17 protein-coding genes and 1 tRNA gene are annotated in these 15,397 nt (G+C 66.8%); 3 read left to right on the top strand and 15 right to left on the bottom strand.

Annotated elements, in window-relative coordinates; genetic code table 11:
* The first annotated feature begins 295 nt into the window (after positions 1-295).
* Together ACUDTM_RS17160 and ACUDTM_RS17155 are read left to right on the top strand one after the other, a co-directional pair.
* Entirely contained in the window at positions 296-703 is a 408-nt protein-coding gene (locus ACUDTM_RS17160) for a hypothetical protein (protein ID WP_353080137.1), read from the top strand.
* Positions 704-755: 52 nt separating this feature from the next.
* The gene (locus ACUDTM_RS17155) at positions 756-1,319 is read left to right on the top strand and encodes a hypothetical protein (RefSeq protein ID WP_111175646.1); all 564 of its coding nucleotides are present in this window, start codon (positions 756-758) and stop codon (positions 1,317-1,319) included.
* Between the two features lie 85 nt (positions 1,320-1,404).
* On the opposite strand, the gene ACUDTM_RS17150 is transcribed toward ACUDTM_RS17155, so the two are convergent.
* The 14 genes from ACUDTM_RS17150 to ACUDTM_RS17085 form a co-directional block, all read right to left on the bottom strand.
* Positions 1,405-1,479, bottom strand: a tRNA-Val gene (locus ACUDTM_RS17150).
* A gap of 172 nt (positions 1,480-1,651) precedes the next feature.
* The gene (locus tag ACUDTM_RS17145) at positions 1,652-2,005 is read right to left on the bottom strand and encodes a PilZ domain-containing protein (protein WP_005412452.1); all 354 of its coding nucleotides are present in this window, start codon (positions 2,003-2,005) and stop codon (positions 1,652-1,654) included.
* On the bottom strand, positions 2,002-2,958 hold the full coding sequence (locus ACUDTM_RS17140) for a DNA polymerase III subunit delta' (protein WP_065177972.1): 957 nt from the start codon (positions 2,956-2,958) through the stop codon (positions 2,002-2,004). Before ACUDTM_RS17140 ends, ACUDTM_RS17145 begins: the two co-directional genes overlap by 4 nt.
* Positions 2,955-3,620: a dTMP kinase gene (gene tmk, locus ACUDTM_RS17135; RefSeq protein WP_072168229.1), complete on the bottom strand. Its 666-nt coding sequence runs from the start codon at positions 3,618-3,620 to the stop codon at positions 2,955-2,957. Before tmk ends, ACUDTM_RS17140 begins: the two co-directional genes overlap by 4 nt.
* Positions 3,617-4,678 (bottom strand): endolytic transglycosylase MltG, encoded by a 1,062-nt coding sequence (mltG, locus tag ACUDTM_RS17130; RefSeq protein ID WP_353761519.1) that lies wholly within the window; start codon positions 4,676-4,678, stop codon positions 3,617-3,619. The genes tmk and mltG overlap by 4 nt, the downstream gene beginning before the upstream one ends.
* A gap of 151 nt (positions 4,679-4,829) precedes the next feature.
* Positions 4,830-6,194 carry an aminodeoxychorismate synthase component I gene (locus ACUDTM_RS17125; RefSeq protein ID WP_445391422.1) on the bottom strand — a complete coding sequence of 455 codons (1,365 nt, stop codon included), beginning with the start codon at positions 6,192-6,194 and terminating at the stop codon, positions 4,830-4,832.
* A 101-nt stretch (positions 6,195-6,295) separates the two neighbouring features.
* Positions 6,296-7,558 (bottom strand): beta-ketoacyl-ACP synthase II, encoded by a 1,263-nt coding sequence (fabF, locus tag ACUDTM_RS17120; protein ID WP_061480515.1) that lies wholly within the window; start codon positions 7,556-7,558, stop codon positions 6,296-6,298.
* A 140-nt stretch (positions 7,559-7,698) separates the two neighbouring features.
* Entirely contained in the window at positions 7,699-7,938 is a 240-nt protein-coding gene (acpP, locus tag ACUDTM_RS17115; RefSeq protein WP_061480516.1) for an acyl carrier protein, read from the bottom strand.
* Positions 7,939-8,090: 152 nt separating this feature from the next.
* Positions 8,091-8,834, bottom strand: coding sequence for a 3-oxoacyl-ACP reductase FabG (gene fabG, locus ACUDTM_RS17110; protein WP_005408312.1), 744 nt, complete (start codon positions 8,832-8,834; stop codon positions 8,091-8,093).
* Positions 8,835-8,915: 81 nt separating this feature from the next.
* Positions 8,916-9,860, bottom strand: a complete 945-nt coding sequence (gene fabD / locus ACUDTM_RS17105) for an ACP S-malonyltransferase (RefSeq protein ID WP_445391421.1) — start codon at positions 9,858-9,860, stop codon at positions 8,916-8,918.
* A gap of 147 nt (positions 9,861-10,007) precedes the next feature.
* The gene (locus tag ACUDTM_RS17100; protein WP_072168233.1) at positions 10,008-10,790 is read right to left on the bottom strand and encodes a serine/threonine protein phosphatase; all 783 of its coding nucleotides are present in this window, start codon (positions 10,788-10,790) and stop codon (positions 10,008-10,010) included.
* Positions 10,791-10,866: 76 nt separating this feature from the next.
* Positions 10,867-11,844 carry a beta-ketoacyl-ACP synthase III gene (locus tag ACUDTM_RS17095; protein WP_005415505.1) on the bottom strand — a complete coding sequence of 326 codons (978 nt, stop codon included), beginning with the start codon at positions 11,842-11,844 and terminating at the stop codon, positions 10,867-10,869.
* 91 nt (positions 11,845-11,935) lie between these two features.
* On the bottom strand, positions 11,936-12,130 hold the full coding sequence (rpmF, locus tag ACUDTM_RS17090; RefSeq protein ID WP_005408308.1) for a 50S ribosomal protein L32: 195 nt from the start codon (positions 12,128-12,130) through the stop codon (positions 11,936-11,938).
* A gap of 107 nt (positions 12,131-12,237) precedes the next feature.
* Positions 12,238-12,747, bottom strand: coding sequence for a YceD family protein (locus ACUDTM_RS17085; protein ID WP_049404889.1), 510 nt, complete (start codon positions 12,745-12,747; stop codon positions 12,238-12,240).
* A 113-nt stretch (positions 12,748-12,860) separates the two neighbouring features.
* Between ACUDTM_RS17085 and ACUDTM_RS17080 the strand changes: the two genes are divergently transcribed.
* Positions 12,861-13,430: a Maf family protein gene (locus ACUDTM_RS17080; protein ID WP_072168234.1), complete on the top strand. Its 570-nt coding sequence runs from the start codon at positions 12,861-12,863 to the stop codon at positions 13,428-13,430.
* A 102-nt stretch (positions 13,431-13,532) separates the two neighbouring features.
* On the opposite strand, the gene ACUDTM_RS17075 is transcribed toward ACUDTM_RS17080, so the two are convergent.
* The gene (locus tag ACUDTM_RS17075; RefSeq protein ID WP_445391420.1) at positions 13,533-15,368 is read right to left on the bottom strand and encodes a glycosyltransferase family 39 protein; all 1,836 of its coding nucleotides are present in this window, start codon (positions 15,366-15,368) and stop codon (positions 13,533-13,535) included.
* Positions 15,369-15,397 lie beyond the last annotated feature (29 nt).

The raw sequence follows: 15,397 nt of genomic DNA, 5'->3' as shown, positions 1-15,397 counted from the left end.
GTTGAGAATTTTCCTTACAGACCGATGTGATTGCCCGGCTTGAAGATCGCCGCGCCGAGGCAAGACGCCTTGGCCGGGATTGGCGTCTCGAATAAACGAACAGGCTCACAGGATGTTGCGATATCGATCGCAGCAAAGAGAATGCACCGATTGCCGTCAATGGCGGGCGGTGCGTGGGGATCGCAAGATCCGCCGGGCCTTTTCTCCCTGTGAGCTTTTCAGCCTTGGTACGCCAACCCGCACCGTCCGCCACCTTCACTCCGGAAGGTGGCCCTACGCCAGTGAGGGTTTCGCCATGACCAATCGCACCGCCGTCCATCCCCGCCTGCACACCCTGATCGGCGACGTCGCCGCCGATGTGCCCGAAGACGTCGCACGCGAGATCGAGTGCGCACTGAACGAACAGAACCTGCCGGCGCAGTCGGCCACGTTCTTCGCCCGTCTCAATGCGATCAACCATGCTGACGGCGATGACGGACAGCCGTGTATCAGCCTCACCCTCGGCGCCAGCAAACACGCTTCGTTGCGCCGCTCGCTATCTGCGCTCGGCGCGTTGCTCGATTTGCTGCAGGCCGCCGACCATGCGCGCAACGAAGGTGGCCCGGACGAACAGTTGGGCGCCTTCCATATCGACGGACTGATCGTGGCCGCCCGACAACTGGTGCGCGAGGCACATCATTGCCTCTCCGGCGGCGACGCCTGACCGGCCCGGATACGCTCCCGCTACAATCGCGCAGGGAGCGCAGGAGACCGCAATGGACGCCGAACACCTGGAATACTTCAAGGCCGCACTGGAAGGCCGCGCAACCGTGGGCTGGAACGTCTGGTTCGCCGCCAACCAGCACGCGCTGGCACAACAGCTGAGCCGCCCTGCACTGCTGCGCTTGAAGTTCAGCACACTGGATGAAGCCGAACGCCTGCTGGCCGAGGCCGGCATCGTGCCCCGCAGCACAGCGGGCAAGCGCTACGAAATGTACTGCGCGCAGTTCTCGCCGGACGTGGTGGACGCGAACGGTCGCCCGCTACCGGCCCTCTGGCGCGCGGCGCACGGCGGTGCCATCGGCCTGCTGGCCGACGGTGAGCAGGAGGCCGGCCAGGCGAAGCTGCTCGCGGAGTTCCGCCGCGTCCGCAAGCGCGGGCTGCAGCAGGCCCATGAATGGTTGGCCGATCTGTGCTTTGAGGGCGAGTTGGAACTGACCAGCGGCAATGCCGAGGTGGGCCGTAGCCTATTGGCGGTGGTGGTGCAGGCGGGTAGCGGCCATGACCTGCTGGATGCCACGGCGATGATCGCGCGCGAGCTGCTGGAGCGGCACGGCTGAAAGGGCGTGTGCTTCCAGCTGATCCTGCTGGATCGCTGGTAACAAAAAAGCCCCCATTTCTGGAGGCTTCTTTCGTTCTGCAACATGGTGGGCGGTACAGGGATCGAACCTGTGACCCTTGCCGTGTGAAGGCAATGCTCTACCGCTGAGCTAACCGCCCGGTGTGTTGCTGAGCCGCTCATTATAGGGGCTTTTCAGAGGCCGTCAACACTTTTTCACATTCGTGTTCACGGGTGTCTCGGGATGTGCAGCCGAGCATGGCTCGGCTCTACAGAACAGCGGGGTACGCGTGTTTCGGTGGTTCCGCCGAGCATGGCCCGGCGCTACCGGAATCACATCGTATGGGTCGGCTTGTCCGAGCCGGTAAGCCCGGCCAGCAGGGTCTCGATCTTGTGGCGTACGCCCTCGCCTTCGGCACCATCGGCCAGCTGCACGCCGATGCCGGCGGTGCGGTTGCCCTGCGCGCCGGCCGGGGTCACCCAGATCACCTTGCCGGCCACCGGCAGGCGCTCGCTGGAATCGGGCAGGGTCAGCAGCAGGAACACCTCGTCGCCCAGGAAGTAGCGCTTGGGCGTGGGCACGAAGATGCCGCCATTCTTCACGAACGGCATGTACGCGCTGTACAGCGCGGCTTTGTCCTTCACGGCCAGGGACAGGATGCCCTGGCGGGCGTTGCTGGCACTCATCGATTTCCCCTTGCGGCAGGCCGCTCGTTCACCTTGTTCCAGGCCAGCAGCAACTCGACCACCGCAAGGTCTGCACGCACCGTGGTGCGCAGCAGGTCGCGGGTGCGGTTGGCCGCATCGAACCAGGCTGCAAGCTTGTGCAATCGCTCCGGCGTGGTCAAGGCATCGGTGCTGGCCTGGGCCAGCGCCAGGTCGGCGGCAAAGCGCAGGCGCAGCGCCGCGTTGTCGTCACCGCACCACTTCTGCGCCAGCTCCACCGCGCCGGTCTTGCCGGCCGCCAGCTGTTCCAGATCTCGACCGACTTCGCGGCGCAGGCTCAGGCCGTCTTCGCGCAGCCAGTTGTCGGCCTGGCCGGGGTGGCCGCGCGCCGCGTCCAGCGCTTCGCGCGCGGATGCCTCGCTATGGCCCTGCTGCTGCAGCCAGGCCAGCGCTTCGTGCTGCGGCGGCAGCTTGAACTCCAGGCGCTGGCAACGGCTGCGGATGGTCTGCGGCAAGCGTGCCGGGTCGCTGCTGATCAGCCACAGGTAGCGGCCGGGCTGCGGCTCTTCCAGCGTCTTCAGCAGTGCGTTGGCCGCCGAGCGGTTGATCGCATCGGCCGGGTCGACGATCACCACCTGCGCCACGCCGTACTGTGGGGTCAGCGCCAGCTTGTCGGTGATCTCGCGCACCTGCTCGATCACGATCTCGGTGCGCAGCTTGTCGCCGCTCTTGTTCGGAATGAAGCTGACCAGCTGCAGGTCCGGGTGTGTACCCGCTGCGATCAGCTGGCGCGTGCGCGTGGCGTGGGCTGCATCGCCCTGCGCCAGCACGTGGTCGGCCAGCGCCAGCGCCACCTCGTGCTTGCCCAGCCCGGCCGGACCGCAGATCAGCAGGCCATGACCGAGGCGACCGGCGTCGAGCGCGGCCACCGTCTGCTCGAACGCGCGCTGCTGCCACGGTGAAAAGGTACTCATGCGCCCTCCCCGCCCTGCAGCCAGCGCTCGACACGCGCAACCACGTCGGCGGCCACGCGTTCCTGCACCTGGCCGGCGTCGATCAACGCAAAGCGCTGCGGGTCCTGCTGTGCGCGGCTGCGGAACACTTCGCGCACGCGCTGGAAGAAATCGTCCTGCTCGCTCTCGATGCGGTCCGGCCACAGGTCACGGCCGTTGGCGCGCGCGCGGCCTATGGCCACGTCCACGTCCAGCAGCAGGGTCAGCCCCGGCAACAGGCCGACCGCGCGACGCTCCAGATCGGCAATCCACTGCGGATCCAGGCCACGGCCACCGCCCTGGTAGGCATAGCTGGAATCGGTGAAACGATCGCTCAGCACATAGGCGCCGCGCTGCAGTGCTGGCTGGATCACCTGGCGCACGTGCTGCGCGCGCGCGGCGAATACCAGCAGCAGCTCGGCTTCGGCGCTGAGCGGTTCGGCGGCGATCTCGGCATCGGGTTTCAGCACCAGGCCGCGGATGCGCTCGGCCAGTGGCGTGCCGCCGGGTTCACGGGTCAGCACCACCTCGTGGCCGTGGCCGCGCAGGCACTCACGGATGGCATTGATGGCGGTGGTCTTGCCCGCGCCCTCGCCGCCTTCCAGGCTGACGAAACGCGGGTGGCGAAGCAGCGCGGGACTCATTGCGCCGGGGTCTCCTGGGTACGTTGCTGGCGCAGCTGCTGCAGGTAGCGCGCCACGGCGGCGTTGTGCTGGTCCAGGCTGGGCGAGAACACGTGCGCGCCGCTGCCATCGCCCACGGCGACGAAGTACAGCGCGTCGCCCGGCGCCGGCTGTGCGGCCGCCATCAGCGCGTCACGGCTGGGCATGGCGATCGGGGTCGGGGTCAGGCCGGCACGGGTGTAGGTGTTGTAGGGGGTGTCGGTGGTCAGGTCGCGACGGCGGATGTTGCCGTCATACGCAGCACCGAGGCCGTAGATCACGGTCGGGTCGGTCTGCAGGCGCATGCCGATCTTCAGGCGGCGCATGAACACCCCGGCAATCTGCGGGCGCTCGCTGGCCAGCGCGGTTTCCTTTTCGATGATCGAGGCCAGCGTCAGCAGTTCGTAGGGCGTGTTGATCGGCAGGTCCGGCGCGCGGCTTTCCCAGGCCTCGTCCAGCGCCTTTTCCATTGCGGCGTGGGCGCGCTTGAGCACGTCCAGATCGCTGTCGCCGCGCTGGTAGACGTAGGTCTCCGGCAGGAAGCGGCCTTCCGGATGCTGGCCACCGAAGCCGAGGCGCTGCATCAGCGCGGCGTCATCAAGCGTGTCGGTGGTGTGCAGCAGCGGTTCGGCGCGCTTGAGTGCGGCACGCAGCTGGCGGATGTTCCAGCCCTCGACAATCGTGACGCGGTGCTGCAGCACCTTGCCGGCGCGCATGCGCAGCAGCAGCTCGCGCGGGGTCAGCTCGCCACTGAGCGCATACTCGCCCACCTTCAGCTTGCCGGCGGCATCGAGCTGGCGCGCCAGCAGCTGCCACTGGGCGTCCTGGCCCTCGTCCACGCCGGCATCGCGCAGCTTGCGCAGCACGCTGTTCATGCCATCGCCGCTGGCGATGACCACGCTCTCGGCGGACGGGGTGATCGGGGCATCGGCGAAGCGGGCCTGCTGGTAGAAGAACCACGCGCCCGCGCCGGCCACGACGGCGGCCAGCACCACCACCAGCGTTACCACGAACAGACACCCGCGCTTGGCTCCCGCCATGGACTACCTCTGAACTCGATTCCGTCGTGCAGGATACCGTGCCGGTGGATCGGGGTCATGACCGGGGTGGCGCAGGCACCCGGTAGTGCCGGCCGCTGGCCGGCAATCGCGCGGATCGTGGACGAATGAGGTTGCCGGCCAGCGCCCGGCACTACCCCTGCTGGCCGAGCGCGCGCAGCAGGCCGCGGGCCTTCGCGCGGGTCTCGTCCAGTTCCTTGTCCGGGTCCGAATCAACCACGATGCCGGCGCCGGTGCGGAAGCTCACCTCGTGGCCATCCACTTCGGCGGTACGGATCAGGATGTTCAGGTCCAGGTCGCCATCGCGGTTCAGCCAGCCGAACGCGCCGGTGTAGGCACCGCGCGGCACCTGCTCCAGCTCGCTGATGATCTGCATGCAGCGCACCTTGGGGCAGCCGGTGATGGTGCCGCCCGGGAACGTGGCGGCGATCACCTCGCCGGGCGTGACCTCCGGACGCAGGTGGCTGCTGACGTTGCTGACGATGTGGTGCACATGCGCGTAGCTCTCCACGGTCATCAGCTCATCGACCACCACGGTACCGGGCAGGCAGATGCGGCCCAGGTCATTGCGTTCCAGGTCGATCAGCATCACGTGCTCGGCACGCTCCTTCGGGTGGCCGACCAGCTCCTGGATGCGCGCGGCATCATCGTCGCCCTCGAAGCGCGGACGCGTGCCGGCAATCGGACGCGTCTGCGCGTGGCCGGCATGCACCGACACCAGCCGCTCCGGCGAGGAGCTGACCACGTGGCGGCCGTGCGCGCTGAACAAGCCGGCGAACGGTGCCGGGTTGGCACGGCGCAGCTGCGCGTACAGCGCCTGCGGGCTGACCGGCGCAGCGAACTGCGCGCTCCAGCGCCGCGACAGGTTCACCTGGAACACATCGCCGGCACGCAGGTAGTCGATCACCCGGCGCACGCCGTCGGTGAAGCGCTGCGGCGCATCCTCGCCCACCGACTGCGGCGGCTGCCAGCCCTGCCCGGCCTCCGGCAGCGCCTGCGACGCCAAGGTCACCAGCGCCTCCAGCAGGGCCTGCTCACCGGCTTCGGCGATGATGAAACTGGCGTCGTTGTGATGGTCATGCAGCACGGCGGCCGGGCAGCGCAGCGCCAGCGCGGTCGAGCGGCCGTCCTCGCGCGCGCGCGCCGGCAGCACCGGTTCGATCTGGCTGGCCACTTCGTAGTCCAGCATCAACGCCCAGCCGCCGCGGAACGGCAGGCTGTGGCTGCCGTCGTGCGGCAGGCGTTCGTGCTGCCAGGCGCGATCCAGCGCCTGCAGGAACGTGCCGGGCTGCACGGCACCCTGCAGGTCGCGCACCTGGCCATCGGCATCCAGCCGCAGGCAATCGCCCTGCGCGGCCAGCAGCAGGCTCCAGCGGCCCTGGGCGGTGCCCGAGGCGGTGGATTCCATCAGCAGCGGGAAGCGTGCCGGGTCGTGCTGCTGCAGGGCCAGCAGATCGATCGGGTGCGGCAGCGGGTGGATCAGCGGTGCGTGGGTCATGATGGCCAGTTCAGGGATTCAGATGCACGGAAGCCGCCTTGCGGCGGCCTCCTCGTGCGTAATGCACGTTCAGTCGAGCATGGCCCGACGCTACAACCTGGTCAGACGCGCTTGAAGATCAGCGTGCCGTTGGTGCCGCCGAAGCCGAAGCCATTGGACATCACCACGTCAACCTTGGCCTGGCGTGCTTCGTTGGGCACGTAGTCCAGGTCGCAGCCTTCGCCCGGCTGCTGCAGGTTGATGGTCGGCGGAATGACGTTGTCCTGCAGCGCCATCACCGAGAAGATCGCTTCCACGCCGCCGGCCGCGCCCAGCAGGTGGCCGGTCATCGACTTGGTGGAGCTGACCATCATCTTGTAGGCGTGGTCGCCGAAAGCGGTCTTCATCGCCATGGTCTCGCCCAGGTCACCCAGCGGCGTGGACGTGCCATGCGCGTTGAGGTAACCCACCTGTTCGGGGGTCACGCCGGCGTCCTTCATCGCCATGACCATGCAGCGCGCGGCACCTTCGCCGTTCTCGCTCGGGGCGGTCATGTGGTACGCGTCGGAGCTGGCGCCGAAGCCGGCCAGTTCGCAGTAGATCTTCGCGCCACGGGCCTTGGCGTGCTCGTACTCTTCCAGGATCAGGATGCCGGCGCCGTCGCCCAGCACGAAGCCGTCACGGTCCTTGTCCCACGGGCGCGAGGCCTGTTCCGGGGCGTCGTTGCGGGTGCTCATCGCCTTCATCGCGCAGAAGCCACCCACGGCGGTCGGCGACGAGCCACGTTCGGCACCACCCACCACCATCACGTCGGCGTCGCCGTACTGGATCATACGCATCGCGGTGCCGATCGAATGGTTCGAGGTCGCGCACGCCGACACCGCCGAGAACGACGGCCCCTTCAGGCCGGCGATGATGCTCAGCTGGCCCGGCAGCATGTTGATGATGGTCTTGGGCACGTAGAAGGGCGAGATCTTCTTGCCCTCATGGAACTCGATGGTCTGCTCTTCGATACCGAGCAGGCCGCCAATGCCGGCGCCGACAATGGCGCCGATGCGCTCGGCATTGGCGTCGGTGATCTCCAGGCCCGAGTCGTGCAGGGCCATGAACGAGGCACCGAGGCCATAATGGATGAACGGGTCCATCTTCTTGGCATCCTTGCCGCTGACCCGGTACTTGCCGAACAGTTCGTTGTCGGCGGTGATGTCAAAGCCCTTGACCTCACCTGCAATCTTGGTGGTGAACCGGTCCAGGTAGGCATCAGAAACGTTGGTCAGCGGACCGATGCCCGAACGACCCTGGGTGATGCCTTCCCAGCTGCTGGCCAGATCATTGCCCAACGGCGAGACGATACCCAGGCCGGTTACGACGACGCGACGCTTCATTGCTGATTCTCCTGACCCGAAGGTTCAATCGGGTAACACGGTTTGCTTCGGTGTGATGCTCAAACACACGGGGCCGCAACTGCGGCCCCATGGGGTGCGGTGCGCGGCGAGCGGAGACCCGCGCGCACTGCCGTCTGACATCAGGCCTTGACGTGGGCCGTGATGTAGTCGATGGCGGCCTGCACGGTGCTGATCTTCTCGGCTTCTTCGTCCGGGATCTCGCACTCGAATTCTTCTTCCAGGGCCATCACCAGCTCGACGGTGTCCAGCGAGTCAGCGCCCAGGTCATCGACGAACGATGCGCTGTTGGTGACTTCATCTTCCTTGACGCCAAGCTGTTCGACGACGATTTTCTTGACGCGTTCTTCGATGGTGCTCATGGGATCTCGCTCCAGATGGAGTTGTGGTTCAAAAGTGGTCGCCATCAAGGGCGATGGCCGTGGGATAGTGTAGTGGAAACCGGCGCGGCCTTGCATTGCAGCAAAAACCTCCGCAGATCAACCACTTGCGGCGCAATCCCTGCGCCCCTTGCTTACGGCATGTACATGCCGCCGTTCACATGGAGGGTTTCGCCGGTGATGTAACCGGCAGCCGGGCTGGCCAGGAACGCCACCGCATGGGCGATGTCCTCCGGCGAACCCAGGCGTTCGAGGGCGATGTCGTTGATCAGCGCGGTACGCGCTTCTTCCGGCAACGCCTTGGTCATGTCGGTGTCGATGAAGCCGGGTGCGACAACATTGACGGTGACGCCGCGCGAGCCGATTTCCTTGGCCAGCGACTTGCTGAAGCCGATGATGCCGGCCTTGGCGGCCGCGTAGTTGGCCTGCCCGGCATTGCCGGTCACGCCCACCACCGATGCGATGTTGATGATGCGGCCCTTGCGCGCCTTCATCATGCCGCGCATCACCGCCTTGCTGGTACGGAACACGCTGGTCAGGTTGGTGTCGATGATCGACGCCCAGTCCTCGTCCTTCATGCGCATCAGCAGGTTGTCGCGGGTGATGCCGGCATTGTTGACCAGGATCGAGATCGGGCCGAATTCCTTGGCGATGCCATCGAGCACGCTGTCCAGCGCGGCGGCGTCGGTGACGTTCAGCGCGCGGCCGTGACCGCCGTGGGCGGCCAGGCGCTCACCGATCGCGGCGGCGCCGGATTCGGTGGTGGCGGTGCCGATGACGGTGGCGCCCTGGGCGGCCAGCAGATCGGCGATGGCGGCGCCAATGCCACGGCTGGCACCGGTGACCAGTGCGATTTCACCCTGCAGGGGCTTGCTCATGATGTTTTCCTCAGACGGGAGCGGCCGCCGCACCGTGCCGCTTGCAGCGGCCACCGGTACGGTCGGCAGGAACAGGGAAGGTCAGGCCGACCATGCCTCGCGGGCGCCTTCGAAGTCGCCCGGCGTGGCCAGCGGACGGCCGTCGATGGCCTTGTCGATGCGCTTGACCAGGCCGGTCAGCACCTTGCCTGGGCCGCACTCGGCGATCTGGGTGATGCCGCGGGCGGCCAACGCCTGCACGCAACCGGTCCACTGCACCGGCTGATACAGCTGCTGGACCAGCGCAGTGCGGATGGCGTCCACGCCGTCGTGCACCTGGGCATCGACGTTCTGCACCACCGGCAGCTGCGGCGCCTGCCAGGACAGGCCGGCCATCACTTCGGCCAGGCGGTTGGCCGCTTCGCGCATCAACGGGGTGTGCGAGGGCACGCTGACGGCCAGCTTGACCGCCTTGCGCACGCCCTTCTCGGCCAGCAGCGCCAGCGCACGGTCGACCGCATCGGCGTCGCCACCGATCACGATCTGGCCCGGCGAATTGAAGTTGGCCGGCACCACTACCTGGCTGCCTGCGGTTTCGGCGCAGACATCCAGCACCAGCTGGTCTTCGGCACCGAGCACGGCGGCCATGGCGCCGACACCGGCCGGCGCCGCTTCCTGCATCAGCTGGCCACGCAGGCGCACCAGGTGCGCACCGTCATGCAGGCTCAGCGCGCCGGCGGCAACCAGGGCGGTGTACTCGCCCAGGCTGTGGCCGGACAGCACCGACGGGCGCGGACCGCCCACGGCGTTCCAGGCACGCCACACGCCGATACTCGCGGCCAGCAGGGCCGGCTGCGTGTATTCGGTACGGTTGAGCATTTCCTCCGGGCCGCCCTGGGACAGCGCCCACAGGTCGACGCCGGCACCATCGGATGCCTCGGTGAAGGCTTCACGCACCTGCGGGTGCAGTTCGGCCAGCTCGGCCACCATGCCCACAGACTGCGAGCCCTGGCCGGGGAAGACAAAAGCGAGGGTGGATACGGTCACGCGGTCATCCGCTTGTTGCAATCGAAGCGGGCCATGATAAGGGGGAATCCGCTGTGTCGTCTGTACGTGCGCGTATGCAGGCGTATGGAGCAATGACAGGGTCAGATCCCTTTTCCACGGGAAATGGGATCTGACCCCGGCCAACGATCAGCAGAACAGCTGCAGCACGTCCAGATCGCCGTCGGCGAGGAAATCCACGCACAGGCCCACCAGCATCAGCACGCCAGCAGTGCTGGCACCGTGGGTGATGAAGATCGAATGGGCCAGCGCGCGCGCTGAGCGGCCCAGCTTCATGCAGACCCTGGCCAGGCTGCGCAGGCGGCCACTGACCGCATGCACGTGCTCGCGCACCGGCGCCTGGGCCTCGCCCATCGCCTCGGCCATCATCGCCTGCAGATGTTCGGGGCGATCAGCGTAGTACTTGGCCACGCCATAGCCGAACATCAGCCAGTCGCGGGCCTGCGCTTCGGACAGGTCCATCACTTCCAGCGGATCTTCCTCGAAATCGATGAAGCCGACCTGCTGCCCATCCCAGGTGAGATTGCGCGGCAGCGGCTGGCCAAAATAGGCGCCGCGCGCATGCGCTTGGGCAATGGCCTGCATCGCCGCCATCACCAGCCGATCACGACCTGCTTCGTCGGCTTCGCGCAGGCAGGTATTGAACGAGCTGCCGTTGTCGCCGATTACCAGCGCGGCATGGCCGGTGCCCAGCACGTTCGGCACGTTCACGCCTTGGGCCTGCAGCTCTGCAAGGCGGCGGGCCTCGGTTTCGCGCGCGGCGTCGCCGCCACGGTGCGGAGGAGGACGAAGGGCGTCGAGATGGAAACGACGGGCAACAAAATTGAGCAGGCCCAGGGCCAGCGCCCGGCTTCCCTTGCCGTACTGCTTCAGCCAGGCACGTTGCCCTTCGATGACGATGGGCTCAACCATGACAGGTCCTCCTTAAACGCGTTACGGCCCCGAAGGGCCGTAACGACAAGACTTCACATTGTCGTAACTTTCACTATCAATAGCGCAGCAGGGCCGAACCCCAGGTGAAGCCGCCACCAAAGGCTTCCAGCAGCAGCAGCTGGCCGCGCTCGACCCTGCCCGAACGCACGGCGGCGTCCAGCGCCAGCGGCACCGAACCGGACGAGGTGTTGCCGTGCTTGTCGACGGTCACCACGACCTGGTCCATCGACATGTCCAGGCGCTTGGCGGTGGCTTCGATGATGCGCAGGTTGGCCTGGTGCGGGATCAGCCAATCCAGGTCGGACTTGTCCAGGCCGTTGGCGGCCAGGGTCTCGTCCACGACCGAGTCCAGCGCCTTGACGGCGTACTTGAACACGTCGTTGCCCTTCATGTTGATGGTGCCGCCACCATTGGCGCCATCCTTGAAGCCGGTCGAAACGCCGACCGGGTTCCACAGCAGTTCCTTCTTGCTTCCATCGGCATGCAGGTGGGTGCTGAGGATGCCGGTCTCTTCGTCGGCCTTGAGCACGACGGCGCCGGCGCCATCACCGAACAGCACGCAGGTGGTGCGATCGTTCCAGTCGACCATGCGGGTCAACGTTTCGGTGCCGATCACCAGCACGTGCTTGCAGTCGCCGGAGCGGATGAATTTGTCGGCCACGCCCAGCGCGAACACGAAGCCGGAACAGGCTGCGTTGACGTCGAAGGCGGGGCACCCGGCCACACCGAGCTTGGCCTGGATCAGGCACGCGGTGGACGGGAAAATAAGGTCAGGCGTGGTCGTGCCGACCACGATCATGTCGAGCTGCGAGGCATCGATGCCTGCGGCTTCAAGCGCGCGCAGGGCGGCGTTGTAGCCAAGGTCGCTGGTGGTCTCGCCTTCGGCCGCGATGTGCCGTTCACGAATTCCGGTGCGCGACTGGATCCACTCATCCGAGGTTTCGACCATTTTTTCCAGGTCGGCGTTGGTCAGGACTTTCTCCGGCAAATAGCTGCCGGTGCCCGCGATCCTCGAATAGATCCGCTTGCTCATCATGTTTCCTGTTGCGCGGGCCGCCGATCACCGGCACGCCCGGGAAAGAAGGCAAAGGCCGCTGCCCGGGGGCAGCGGCCTTCCCGGCACATCAATCTTCTTCGACGGCCGAGGTCTTGGTCTGGATGACCTTCTTGCCGCGGTAGAAACCGTCAGCAGTGATGTGGTGACGCAGGTGCACTTCGCCGGTGGTCGGGTCGGTCGACAGCTGCTTGGCGCTCAGGGCGTCATGCGAACGGCGCTGGCCGCGGCGGGACGGGGTAACACGGGATTTCTGGACAGCCATGGGATTGCTCCAAACTCGGTTCGTTTTGCTTCGTCGTTTCGTCGCACAGGACGCCAGCGCCCAGCACACTTTTCGCTTTCGCCGCAGCCGCCGACGACAACCGGCTGCTATTGTTTCTTCAATGCCGCCAACGCCGCAAACGGGTTGGCCTTCTTTGTTTCTTCTTCGCTCGGTGCCCAGTCCTTGTCGACTGCTTCACCGTCGGGCGACAGCGGCACCACAGGCACCGCCAGCACCAGCTCGTCCTCGACCAGGTCCAGCGGACGCAGCTGGCCGTCTTCCGGCACCAGCAACGCCTCGTATTCCTCCGGCAGGGACGATTCCTCGTCCTCGTCGCGGATCAGACCAAGCCTCTGGGTCACCTTCACCGGCAACAGGAATCGCTGCATGCTGCGCTGACAGGTCAGCGGCAACGCGGTGTCGATGGTCAGTTCCACATAGGATACCCGCAAGACGTCGTCGCGACCGAATTCAAGCGAGTAGACACACTCGCCGTCGGTATCTGCGACCAACCCCTGCAGGCGGGTCAATTCAGCCAGGGAGACCTGACCGTCGAAGCGCCTTCGCGCTACAACCATCCGCCAGGCATCCAGCGTTTCGGGCACGTTCGCGGACATAAGCCGCTGAATACTAAGGATCGCACCGCCCGCTGTCAAATGCCCGCCATACAGGACTTGCTGCTGGCGTTGCCGGCGGGCCAGACTGCCGCGCCCTGCCTCGGTATTCTCGCATGTCACTGGTCCTGGCCTCCACCTCCCGCTACCGTCGCGAACTGCTGCAACGGCTGGGCCTGCCCTTCGACTGCGCACGCCCGGAGGTGGATGAAACACCGTTGAACGGCGAGGGCCCGATGGCCCTGGCCACGCGCCTGGCCGCCGCCAAGGCGGCCGATGTCGCCACGCGCCATCCGGGTGCCTGGGTGATCGGCTCGGACCAGGTCGCCGACCTGAACGGCCAGCCGCTGGGCAAGCCGGGCACGGTCGAGGCGGCCTGTGCGCAGCTGGTGGCGATGTCCGGGCAGACGGTACGCTTTCACACGGCAATCAGTCTCAGGCGGGATGGAGAATCCCTCGCCGCCCTGGATCTGACCGAAGTACGCTTCCGCGCGCTGGATTCGCAGGAGATCGCCCGCTACGTCGCCACCGAGCAACCCCTGGACTGCGCCGGCAGCTTCAAGTGCGAGGGCCTGGGCATCAGCCTGTTCGAGGCGATCGACAACCGCGACCCGACCGCGCTGGTCGGCCTGCCACTGATCGCGCTGTGCGGCCTGCTGCGCAGGGCCGGATTTGCGGTGCCGTGAACGGTAGAGCCGAGCCCATGCTCGGCTGCTTTTTTCGAGGCTGCCTGCCATCTGACTCGGAAGCAGCCGAGCATCGGCTCGGCTCCACAGGACCAGAGGACCTCAACGAACCTCGAACGGTTGCTCCTGCCACGCCTCCACGCTGCCATCGCGCCCGTGCAGGCGCAGGCCGAGCCAGTGCCGGCCCGGCGCCAGCGTGGTGGTGTCCAGCGACGCGTCGAAGCCCACCGCCGGATGCTGCGGATCGGTACTGTCCGGCCAGGCGGGGCGAACGTCGAACACGCGCCCGTAACGCGCGTCACCGATCGAGCGGCCATCAACCAGCACTTCAACCCGCGCCAGCCCGACCCCATCCTTGAATGCCCAGCCCTTGATGGCGAGCGTTCCGGAGACCTTCTCACCGTTGGACGGCGCATCCAGCCAGGCCATCGCGGGTGTTATGCAAGGCCCCTGTGCACGCTTGGCCGGCAGCCGGAACAGCAGGAACCGCTGGAAGCCATGATCGCTGCTGACCACCCGCGGCGCAGGCAGCGGCCCCACCTGCTCGCAGAGGGTGTGATAGCGCGCCAGCAGATCGCGGTAGCGCTGGTCACTGGGTGACAGCACCAGCAGCATCGGCACACTGCGCGGGCCTTCGTGCAGCAGGTCCCACTGCGCCAGCTGTGCGGTGCGCCCATGCTTGTCGTTGAGCGGATGTGGCAACACCTCGATATCGCCATTGCCCAGCTGGAAGCCCAGTTCGGCACCGACCTTGAAGTTGCCCGCCAGGACACGCGTACCCGGTGGCATCTGCCGCAGTTCGTCACGCACCGCCACGGCCAGCGGCTGCCAGCCGGCAAAGTTGCGCGGGTAGTACTTGCTGCCGGCCATCTGCTCGCGCAGTGCCGGCGTGGACGCCATCAGGTAGTAGCCGAACGCCAGCACGGTACCTGCAGCGGCCAGCCACCAGCCGGTACGGCGCAACCAGCGCGGCCAACCGTTGAGGACCACCGGCACGGCCACCAGCAACGCCAGGTAGCCTGGCAAGGGCCAGTGGAAACTGATCCGCTCGACATCGGTGAAGAAGCCCAGCAGGAAGATGCCCAGCGTCGACACCCCGCCCACCAGGCCGAAATAGCGCCACTGCACCCGCGCCCCACCGCCACTGCGGGTACCCGCCAGGGCGACCTTCCACATCGCGATGCACAGGATCGGCGTCACCAGCATCGGCTGGATCACCAGGAACCACAGCCCCTCCCACTCGAACGCCCACGGGTGGCGCTCGACCACCTGGAACTTCAGGCCGGCATCGTGGTTGTCGGCATTCCACGCCAGCAACGGCAGCCAGGCCAGCACGCCCACCGCCAGCGCCACCCATACGCGCGGATCGGCCAGCATGCGACGGCCCTGCGGCAACGCCAGCAGCGCAATGAAGCCGACACCGATGACACCAATGAAACGGTAGTGGCTGAGCGCACCGATCAGCAGGCCCAGCGCCAGCTTCATCGCCGAGGACGCATCCACGCTGTGCAGCAGGCGCGCGCCGGCGTGCAGGCAGATCACCGCCGCCAGCGCCATCGGTACGTCCGGCACGGCCAGCAGGCCCAGCGTGGCCGACAACGGCATCAGCAGGGTCAGGCTGCCCGCCTGCCACCCGGCCACGTTGCCAAACCAGCGCGTGGCGATGCGCACCACCAGCATCGGCAGCAGCGCGCCGATGGCCAGGAACGGCAGGCGCAATGCGAGTACGTGATGGCCACAGATCTCCACGCCCAGGCGTGCAAGCCAGGCGGTCAGCCCCGGCAGGTCGGAATAGGCAGCGGCCAGATGCTGCCCTTCCTGCCAGTAGAACGCTTCGTCGACGAACAGCGGCAGGCGCGCGGCCACCACCAGCTTGGCCGCTGTGATCAGCGTCCACAACCAGAGAAAAATCGCCCGCGCGCGCTGTTCGCCTTGCATTGCTCTATGGATAATCGAATGGATTCCAG

The organism is Stenotrophomonas maltophilia group sp. vghtpe118 (assembly GCF_052605195.1).
The sequence above is the reverse complement of the archived record's forward strand: the minus strand, read 5'-3'. Positions and strand labels throughout refer to the sequence as shown.